The sequence below is a fragment of the Methylobacterium amylolyticum genome (genome assembly GCF_030700245.1).
In the GTDB taxonomy this organism is placed as follows: domain Bacteria; phylum Pseudomonadota; class Alphaproteobacteria; order Rhizobiales; family Beijerinckiaceae; genus Methylobacterium.
The window spans coordinates 184,434-193,115 of the sequence record NZ_JAUYZI010000004.1 but is presented as its reverse complement, the minus strand read 5'-3'; the positions used below and the strand labels follow the sequence as shown (position 1 = coordinate 193,115).

The 8,682-nt window shown below is 67.6% G+C and carries 8 protein-coding genes; 1 reads left to right on the top strand and 7 read right to left on the bottom strand.

The genetic code is table 11. The annotated features are described in order from the left end of the window. The 6 genes from Q8W71_RS05205 to aptA form a co-directional block, all read right to left on the bottom strand. A partial coding sequence (locus Q8W71_RS05205) for a helix-turn-helix domain-containing protein (RefSeq protein WP_305524265.1) occupies positions 1-328 on the bottom strand: 328 nt, incomplete at its 3' end. Between the two features lie 170 nt (positions 329-498). After that, positions 499-726, bottom strand: a complete 228-nt coding sequence (locus Q8W71_RS05200; RefSeq protein WP_305524264.1) for a RidA family protein — start codon at positions 724-726, stop codon at positions 499-501. A gap of 22 nt (positions 727-748) precedes the next feature. After that, positions 749-2,005, bottom strand: coding sequence for a D-amino acid dehydrogenase (locus Q8W71_RS05195; RefSeq protein ID WP_305524263.1), 1,257 nt, complete (start codon positions 2,003-2,005; stop codon positions 749-751). A 10-nt stretch (positions 2,006-2,015) separates the two neighbouring features. Then, positions 2,016-3,155, bottom strand: coding sequence for an alanine racemase (gene alr, locus Q8W71_RS05190; protein ID WP_458351516.1), 1,140 nt, complete (start codon positions 3,153-3,155; stop codon positions 2,016-2,018). A gap of 196 nt (positions 3,156-3,351) precedes the next feature. Further along, a complete protein-coding gene (locus tag Q8W71_RS05185; protein ID WP_305524261.1) occupies positions 3,352-4,851 on the bottom strand; it encodes a CoA-acylating methylmalonate-semialdehyde dehydrogenase in 1,500 nt (499 codons plus the stop codon). Between the two features lie 22 nt (positions 4,852-4,873). Next, positions 4,874-6,211, bottom strand: coding sequence for an omega-aminotransferase AptA (gene aptA / locus Q8W71_RS05180; RefSeq protein WP_305524260.1), 1,338 nt, complete (start codon positions 6,209-6,211; stop codon positions 4,874-4,876). 142 nt (positions 6,212-6,353) lie between these two features. Here aptA and Q8W71_RS05175 point away from each other — a divergent pair, with 142 nt between their 5' ends. Beyond that, the gene (locus tag Q8W71_RS05175) at positions 6,354-6,902 is read left to right on the top strand and encodes a cupin domain-containing protein (RefSeq protein WP_305524259.1); all 549 of its coding nucleotides are present in this window, start codon (positions 6,354-6,356) and stop codon (positions 6,900-6,902) included. A gap of 408 nt (positions 6,903-7,310) precedes the next feature. Here Q8W71_RS05175 and Q8W71_RS05170 read toward each other — a convergent pair whose 3' ends face one another. Further along, positions 7,311-8,546: a M20 family metallo-hydrolase gene (locus Q8W71_RS05170; RefSeq protein WP_305524258.1), complete on the bottom strand. Its 1,236-nt coding sequence runs from the start codon at positions 8,544-8,546 to the stop codon at positions 7,311-7,313. Positions 8,547-8,682: the final 136 nt, after the last annotated feature.

Here is an 8,682-nt window from a genome sequence, read left to right as displayed (position 1 = left end):
GCACGACGCCATCCTTGTCGACGTCCGGCCCCGCCTCGACCAGGGCCGCCAGTTGCTGCTTCTGCTCGGGCGTCAGCTTGGCGGAGCGGCCCGGTGCCTGGCGGTCGCGCAGACCCGCCAGCCCCTCGGCGTTGTAGCGGTGCACCCAGTCGCGCAGGGTCTGGCGGTCCATGCCGCAGGCGCGGGCGGCGGTGGTGCGATCAGCGCCCTCCAGCACCAGGGCGAGCGCCAGCATGCGACGGGCCGCCGGGATGCTGGGCGCCTTGGAGGCGGCGGCGCGCAACCCCTCGGCGCTCAGATCCGTGCGGGTGATCGCGATCCCGGACATGGCGTGTCCTCCTGATCCGCCAAACGAATCAGAAGCCAGCTCAACCCGCAACCCGCCGAGTCACCCTCACAGGCCGTTGGTATAAGCTATTCACCGCCGGGTTAAGGGATGCTTGCCTTATTGATTCTTCTCTGCATCCGCGAACATAGAGAGATTATCGCGCGGTCCGTTCAGCAGAGCTGTGCGGCGGCGACGTCGGCATCGAAGCCGATCTCGGCGTCGAGCTTGCCCCGGTGGGTGTCCGCCAGCTTGCCGTCCGCGCCGATGCACAGTTGCCCGGACACGATCGGCAGGTTCCCCTCGCGCAGGTAAGACAGATCGTTGGCGACCGGCTTGGCCACGTCGGGCAGGATAAGGCCCCAGTTGCGGATCTTCTTCTCAACGGTGCTCATGCCCATCCGACTCCTCGCGGGTTTGGTGTCAGGCCGCGTAGCGATCGAGGGCGAGGTCCGCGTGCGGGATGTCCGGGGCCTTCTCGCTGACGATGTCCGCCAGGACGCGGCCGGACCCGCAGGCCATCGTCCAGCCGAGCGTTCCGTGGCCGGTGTTGGTGTACAGGTTCGGATACCGCGTCCGACCGACGATCGGCGTTCCATCCGGTGTCATGGGCCGGAGCCCCGTCCAGAAAGAAACGCGCCCGAGGTCTCCGCCTTCCGGAAACAGGTCGCGAACGCATCGCTCCAGCGTCGCGCGGCGCGGTATGCGCAACGTCTGGCTGAAGCCGGCCAACTCGGCGGTGCCGCCGACGCGGATACGGTCGCCGAGCCGCGTGAGGGCGACCTTGAAAGTCTCGTCCATGACCGTGGAAACGGGAGCCGCATCCGGGTTCACCACCGGCAGCGTTAGAGAATAGCCCTTGACAGGGTAGATCGGCAGCCGGATGCCGACGGGACGCAGGAGCGCCGGCGTGAAGCTGCCCATCGCGGCGACGTAGGCATCGGCCCGTACCAATCCCACGTCCGTCTCGATGGCCGCGACGCGGCCGCACGCGATGTGGACGCCGTCGACCCGCACGCCGTAACGGAAGCGCACGCCGAGCCCTTCGCAGATCGCGGCGAGGCGTTGGGTGAACAGGTGGGCGTCGCCCGTCTCGTCGCGGGGGAGGCGCAGGCCGCCAAGGAACTTGTCGCTGACCCGCCCGAGCGCCGGTTCGGCCGCGACGCATCCGGCGCGGTCGAGGATCTCGTAGGGGACGCCATAGGCATCGAGGACGCGGGTATCGTCGCCGACATGGTCCACCTGCTTCGCGGTCCTGAAGACCTGGAGCGTGCCCCGCTCGCGGTGGTCGTAGGCGATGCCGGTGGACGCACGCAGATCGCGCAGGACGTCGCGGCTGTATTCGGCCAAGCGGACCATGCGACCCTTGTTCCGCTCGTACGCCTCCTCGGTGCAGTTTGCGAGCATGCGCGCCAGCCAACCGTAGAATCGAGGCTCGAACGACGGCCAGAGCACGAGCGGGCGGTGACGCATCAGCACCCACTTGATCGCCTTGATCGGGATGCCTGGCGCCGCCCAGGGCGCCGAGTATCCCGGCGAGACCTGCCCGGCGTTGGCGAAGCTCGTCTCCATGCCGGCCGAGCCCTGCCTGTCGAGCACGGTGACCTCGTGGCCCGCCCGGGCGAGGTAGTACGCGCTCGTCACGCCGACGACGCCGCTCCCAAGAACGAGGACCTTCATCTTCGCCTCCTCACTCGACGTACTCGCGCCAATAGCGACTGCTGAGACCTGTCAAGATCTCGTACCCAATCGTGCCGGCGTCGGCTGCGAGGTCATCGACGCCGTAGGCATCGCCGAGCAGGTCGAGGAGATCGCCCGGGACGAGCGGTGGTCCGGGCAGGGCCGCTAGGTCGACGACGATGCTGTCCATCGACACCCGCCCTACCAAGGGCAGGCGTTTCGATCCGAGCCAAGCCGAGGCCCGACCGGATGCACTGCGAAAGAATCCGTCCGCATAGCCGACCGCCACGGTGGCCAGGCGCGTGGCGGCCTTCGTCCTGCCGGCTAGGCCGTAGCCGACTTCGGTTCCAGCGGGGACCTCGCGGACCTGCATGATCCGGCCCCAGAGCCGGATCGTCGACTCCATCGGGTTCGGGTCGGTCCCGGCCGGGTTGACGCCGTACAGAGCCGCCCCGGGACGGACCAAGTCGAGATGGTAGTCGGGGCCGAGGAAGATCCCGGAGGAGGCGGCGAGGCTCAGCTCCGTGTCCGGGAACAGCTTGCGCAGGTCCAGCAGACGCTCCCGCTGCACGGCGTTTGAGGCCGCCGAAGGATCGTCGGCGCAGGCGAGATGGCTCATCACGAGGCTCGGGCGTGAGCCGGCCATCCCGAGCGCCGCAGCAACGGAGCTGGCCTCGGACAGATCGAAACCGAAACGCGTCATGCCCGTGTCGAACTGAACGACGCACCGCCTCTTTAACCCGTTCGCCGAGGTGAAGCGGATCCAGGCCGTGAGCTGCTCCATGCAATTCAGGACCGGCGTCAACTGGTAGGCGTCGCAATCGGGCTCGGATCGGGCCGGGGCGCCGTGCAGGATTATGATCTCCGCGTCCCTGGGCAGGACGGCTCGGAGCTTGATGCCTTCCTCGACGTGGGCCACGAAAAACGCTCTGCAGCCTGCCCGGTATAAAGTGGGGGCGACCTCGTGGGCCCCGAGCCCGTAAGCGTCCGCCTTTACAACCGCCGAGGCCCGGGCGGGGGCGACGCGCGCCGAAAGGCGTCGCCAATTCCGAGCGATCGCCCCGAGGTCGATGGTCAGCAGGCCGCCGTAGCCGTCGGCGTCGCCGGAGGCACGCCTGTACGCGGCGCCCGCACGCGGGAGGCCGCCCATGATGCCGCGCTGCAAGGACATGATCTTTCCGGTATGTTCGGGTGATCGCGCGTCTGCTCGCGCCTTCTGGAGGGACGGTCGACCCGCAACCGCCGGCCGTGGCGGGCGGCAAGGCCTGGGTTCGGACATGGCCGGCGCCGGGCGTGCCCGGCGTCGGGCCGGGGCACCCGAAGGAGACCCTCGGAGGTCGACGAGCCTACTTCATCGTCGGCATGACGAACTCGGCACCCGAACGGATGCCGGTCGGCCAGCGCGTCGTGATCGTCTTGAGCCGCGTGTAGAAGCGCACGCCCTCGGGCCCATGCATGTGGTGGTCGCCGAACAGCGAGGCTTTCCAGCCTCCGAACGAATGGAAGGCCATCGGCACCGGGATCGGCACGTTGATTCCCACCATGCCGACCTGGATCTGGTGGGCGAACTCGCGTGCCGAGTCGCCATCGCGGGTGAAGATCGCGGTGCCGTTGCCGAACTCGTGCTCGTTGATCATCTTGGCCGCGGTCGCGTAGTCGTCCGCGCGGGCGACCGCCAGGACAGGCCCGAAGATTTCCTCCTTGTAGATGCGCATCTCGGGCGTGACGCGATCGAACAGTGTGCCGCCGACAAAGAAGCCGTTCTCGTAACCCTGCATCTTGAAGCCGCGGCCGTCGACGAGCAGTTCCGCGCCTTCCGCGACGCCCTCGTCGATGTACCCGCGTACGCGGTCGAGGTGCGCCCGGGTGACAAGCGGTCCCATCTCGGCTTCGGGATCCGTGCTCGGTCCGATCTTCAGGGCGCGGACGCGCGGGACCAGCCGCTCGATGAGGGCGTCGGCGGTCGTCTGCCCGATCGGGACCACGACGGAGATGGCCATGCAACGCTCGCCCGCCGAACCGTAGGCCGCGCCCATGAGCGCGTCGACCGTCTGGTCGAGGTCGGCGTCGGGCATCACGACCATGTGGTTTTTGGCGCCGCCGAGGGCTTGCGCCCGCTTACCCGTGCTCGTGGCCGTCGCGTAGATGTACCGGGCGATCGGGGTCGAGCCCACAAAGCTCACCGCCTGGATATCGGGGTTCAGGAGCAGCGCGTCGACGGCCTCCTTGTCGCCGTGGACTACCTGGAACACGCCGTCCGGCAGCCCGGCCTCCTTCAGCCACTCGGCGATGAGCAGCGAGGCGCTGGGGTCGCGCTCGGACGGCTTCAGGATGAAGCAATTCCCGCACGCCAGGGCGACCGGGAACATCCACATGGGCACCATAGCCGGGAAGTTGAACGGCGTTATGCCGGCGACGACGCCCAGGGGCTGGCGGAAGGCGTGGCTGTCGACCCGGGTGCCGACGTTCTCAGTGACCTCGCCCTTCAGGAGGTGCGGCGCCCCCGTGGCGAACTCCACGACCTCGATGCCGCGCTGGACCTCACCCTTGGCGTCGGAGAACACCTTGCCGTGTTCTGCGCTGATGGATTCTGCGAGTTGGTCGGTGCGCTCCTCGAGGATTCGAAGGAATTTGTTGAGGATGCGGGCCCGACGCAGAGGCGTGGTCGTGCCCCAGGCGGGGAACGCCGCCTTGGCGATGGCGATGGCTTCGTCGACCTCGGCGGTCGAGGCCAACGGCACCGTCGCCGTCTGCTCGCCGGTCGAGGGGTTGAAGACCGGGGCGCTGCGTTCGCCCCGGCCGGCCACGGGCCTACCCCCAATGAAATGGGCAATCGTCGTCGTCATTGTCCCGGTTCCTTCCAGATGCTCACGCCGCGCGGTTGATCGCCTCGGCGAGGATTGCTGTTGCCGACGCGATCTGCTCGCGGTCGATGATGAGCGGCGGCGATAGGGCGATGATGTCGCCCGTCGTGCGGATCAAAAGTCCCCGCTGGAAGCAGTCGACGAAGACGTCGTAGGCGCGCGATCCCGGTGCCCCGGGGCGCGAGGCGAGTTCGATGCCGGCGATGAGGCCGATGGTGCGGATGTCTATGACGTTCTTCCGACCCTGGAGCTCGTGGACGGACGTGGCCCAGTCGTCGCCGAGATCCGATGCCCGCGTCAGCAGGCCTTCTTCCTCGTAGATCGAAAGCGCCGCGATGCCAGCGGCCGACGACACCGGGTGACCCGAGTAGGTGTAGCCGTGGAACAACTCGATCACTTCCTCCGGGCCGTGCATCAGACCATCGTGGACCTTGCGGCTCGCGAAGACAGCGCCCATGGGAATGATGCCGTTCGTGAGGCCCTTCGCCGTCGTCACGAGGTCTGGCACCACACCGAAGTAATCGGTCGCAAATGGCGCGCCGAGGCGGCCGAAGCCGGAGATCACCTCGTCGAAGATCAGCAGGATGCCGTAGCGCGTGCAGATGTCGCGCAGGCGTTCGAGATAGCCCTTCGGCGGGATCAGCACGCCAGTGGAGCCCGCCACCGGCTCGACGATGCACGCGGCGATGGTCTCGGCCCCGTGGAGCGCCACCAGCCGTTCCAGGTCGTCGGCCAGCTCGGCCCCGTGCTCGGGCTGGCCCTTCACGAAGGCGTTGCGCGCCAGGTCGTGGGTGTGGCGCAAGTGGTCCGTGCCGTTCAGCGTCGGATAAACGCGCCTGTTGTTGAGGATGCCGCCGACCGAGATGCCGCCGAAGCCGACGCCGTGGTAGCCGCGCTCGCGCCCGATCAGACGGGTGCGGGTGCCCTGGCCGATCGCCCGCTGATAGGCGAGCGCGATCTTGAGCGCGGTGTCGACGGATTCCGAGCCGGATCCCGTGAAAAACACCCTGTCGAGCTTGGCTCCGGCCGGGCCCGGCGCCACGGCCGCGAGGCGTTCGGCGAAATCGAACGCCGTGGGATGCCCCATCTGGAAGGTCGGCGCGAAATCCAGCGTCATGAGCTGCCGCTCAACCGCCTCGGCGATGCTGCGCCGCCCGTGACCGGCGTTGACGCACCAAAGTCCTGCGGTGCCGTCCATGACCTGCCGGCCGTCATCCGAAGTGTAGTACATGCCGCTTGCCGCCACGAGCATTCGTGGCGAGGCCTTGAACTGCCGATTGGCGGTAAACGGCATCCAGAACGATTCCAGTTTCGGCGAATTGCCCTTGACTCTATCGCTCATGGCTTTCTCTCCCGACGGGATCAATTATATTTTACACGAAAATGGCCGCAAGTCCTTTTCTCATTATTGCCAACTGCCTGATCCCATGCGAGCACGGATCCGACCGTTGTTCGATTCGCAACACGATGAACGGGGGGCTGCTTTGAGCATCGATATCGGGGCCCGGCTTCGCTACGTCCGGAGCATGAACGGCCTTTCCCAACGGGCGCTGGCGAAGAAGACCGGCGTGACGAATTCCACCATCTCATTGATCGAGTCGAACGGCATGAACCCGTCGGTCGGCGCGCTGAAACGCATCTTGGACGGGATCCCGATAGGGCTTGCCGAGTTCTTCGCCATCGAACCGGAACTGAACAACAAGTCGTTCTACCGGGAGGACGAGCTCACCGAGATCGGGAAGGGCTCGATCTCCTACCGACAGGTCGGCGACAACCTGTTCGGTCGCGCCCTGCAGATGCTGCGCGAACGTTACGAGCCCGGGGCGGACACCGGACGCGTCCCGCTCAGCCACCACGGCGAGGAGGGTGGCATCATCCTCAGCGGTCGTCTTGAGATCACCGTCGAGGACCAACGCCGCATCCTCGGACCGGGCGACGCCTACTACTTCGACAGCCGCAGGCCGCATAGGTTCCGTTGCGTCGGACCGGTCCCGTGCGAGGTCGTCAGCGCCTGCTCGCCGCCTTCCTTCTGAGCGCCGTCCCAGGCCTCGGAAACCCGCGACGCGATCAGATCGGTGGGCGACCGAAGGGTCGCCCTTGCACGCCTCCCGGAAGAGGGATGCGAGCGCGGGAAGCTTGCGAAGGCCGGTCTCCCGACCAGGATCGCGACGCACCTCTGGGCATCCCCCGTGTGCGAGGCCGGATCGCTGCTGTTCCAGGTCGGGCCCGTCGTCGCCGCGCACGTAGCTGAAGATCCTCACCGCTCCCCCGGTGCGGCATGCGACGGGCCCGGCAAATGGGCGTGGTTTCTCTCTGTGCATGTGTCGGCCGCGCACGGGTTGCCCGCCGTTGCGCGTGCCCCCGGCTCAGGGGCGCGGCGGTGGCGGGAAGGGATCGGTCGGATGCGCCGGCGCACCGGTGCGCGACGGCTCACCGCCGCGCTACAGGGTGTTATCGTGGGCGATGACCGCGTTTAGCAGGACCTGCGCGCCCGCAGCGCATTCCTCGCGCGTCGTCGATTCTGCGACGTTGTGGCTGATGCCGCCAAGGCATGGGACGAAGATCATGGTGGTCGGCGCCACGCGTGCGAGATAGGCCGCGTCGTGACCGGCTCCGGAGACCATCCGTCGATGGCTGAAGCCAGCTTGGTCCGCGCCAGCCTGTACGCAGTCGACGAGCTCGGAGGCGAACCTCACGGCCGGGTTCTTCCAGATCGGCGTCAGATCCATCTCGAGGCCGTACCGCTCGCGAATCCCGGCCAGCCTCCCCTCGAACGCCCGGGCCATCGCCTCGAGGACGCCGTCGTCCGGATGCCGCAGGTCCACCGTCAAGAAAACCTCGCCGGGGACGACGTTGCGCGAGTTCGGGCTGACGTCGAGCCTGCCGACCGAAGCCACCGCGTCCGGCCCGAATTCCCCGGCGATGCCATCGACCGCCAGCACCACCTGCGATGCGCCGACGAGCGCGTTGCGGCGCAGGCGCATCGGAGTCGCGCCCGTGTGGCCTGTGTTTCCATTGAGGCGCAGGTCGTACCACCGGGCACCCTGCACACCGGTGACGACGCCGATCTGCACCTCCTCGGCCTCCAGGATCGGCCCCTGCTCGATGTGGAGTTCGAAGACCGCGCCGAGACGGTGGTCACCGGCCTTCGCCGATCCCTTGTACCCGATGCCTTCCAGCGCCGCGTCGAAGCGGATGCCGTCGCGATCGGTCCGCGACCAAGCGAACTCGGGATCGAAGACGCCGGCGAAGACGCCGGAACACAGCATCGCCGGCGCGAAGCGCGTCCCTTCCTCGTTGGTCCAGTTGATGATCTCGATGGGGGCGTTGGTCACGTACCCCGTGTCGTGGAACGTCCGCAGGATCTCCACCCCGGCCAACACTCCGAGGATGCCGTCGAACTTGCCGCCCGTGGGTTGCGTGTCGAGATGGCTTCCGATCGCGATCGGGAGAAGGTCGTCCCGCCGTCCCGGCCGGCGGGCGAACATGTTCCCCACCTCGTCGATCGTCACGGTGCAGCCGAGCGCCTCCACCGTCCGACGAAACCAGTCCCGGACGCGCTTGTCGTCGTCGGTCAGGGTGAGGCGGTTGATCCCGCCCCCCTCGCAGGCGCCGAACGCGGCGGTCTCGTGCAGACTGTCCCAAAGGCGTCCTGCGTCGATGGTAAGGTTTTGCATCGTATCCTCGTAGCGGGCGGTGGTCCGGCGTCGGCCGTTCCCGTCTGGCTAGAGTGCTCTCCGCCGACGTGGATGCCGGTTCGGCGAGAGAGAGCGCGTCAAGACACGGACTTCGAGCCGTGCACGATTGCAAAGC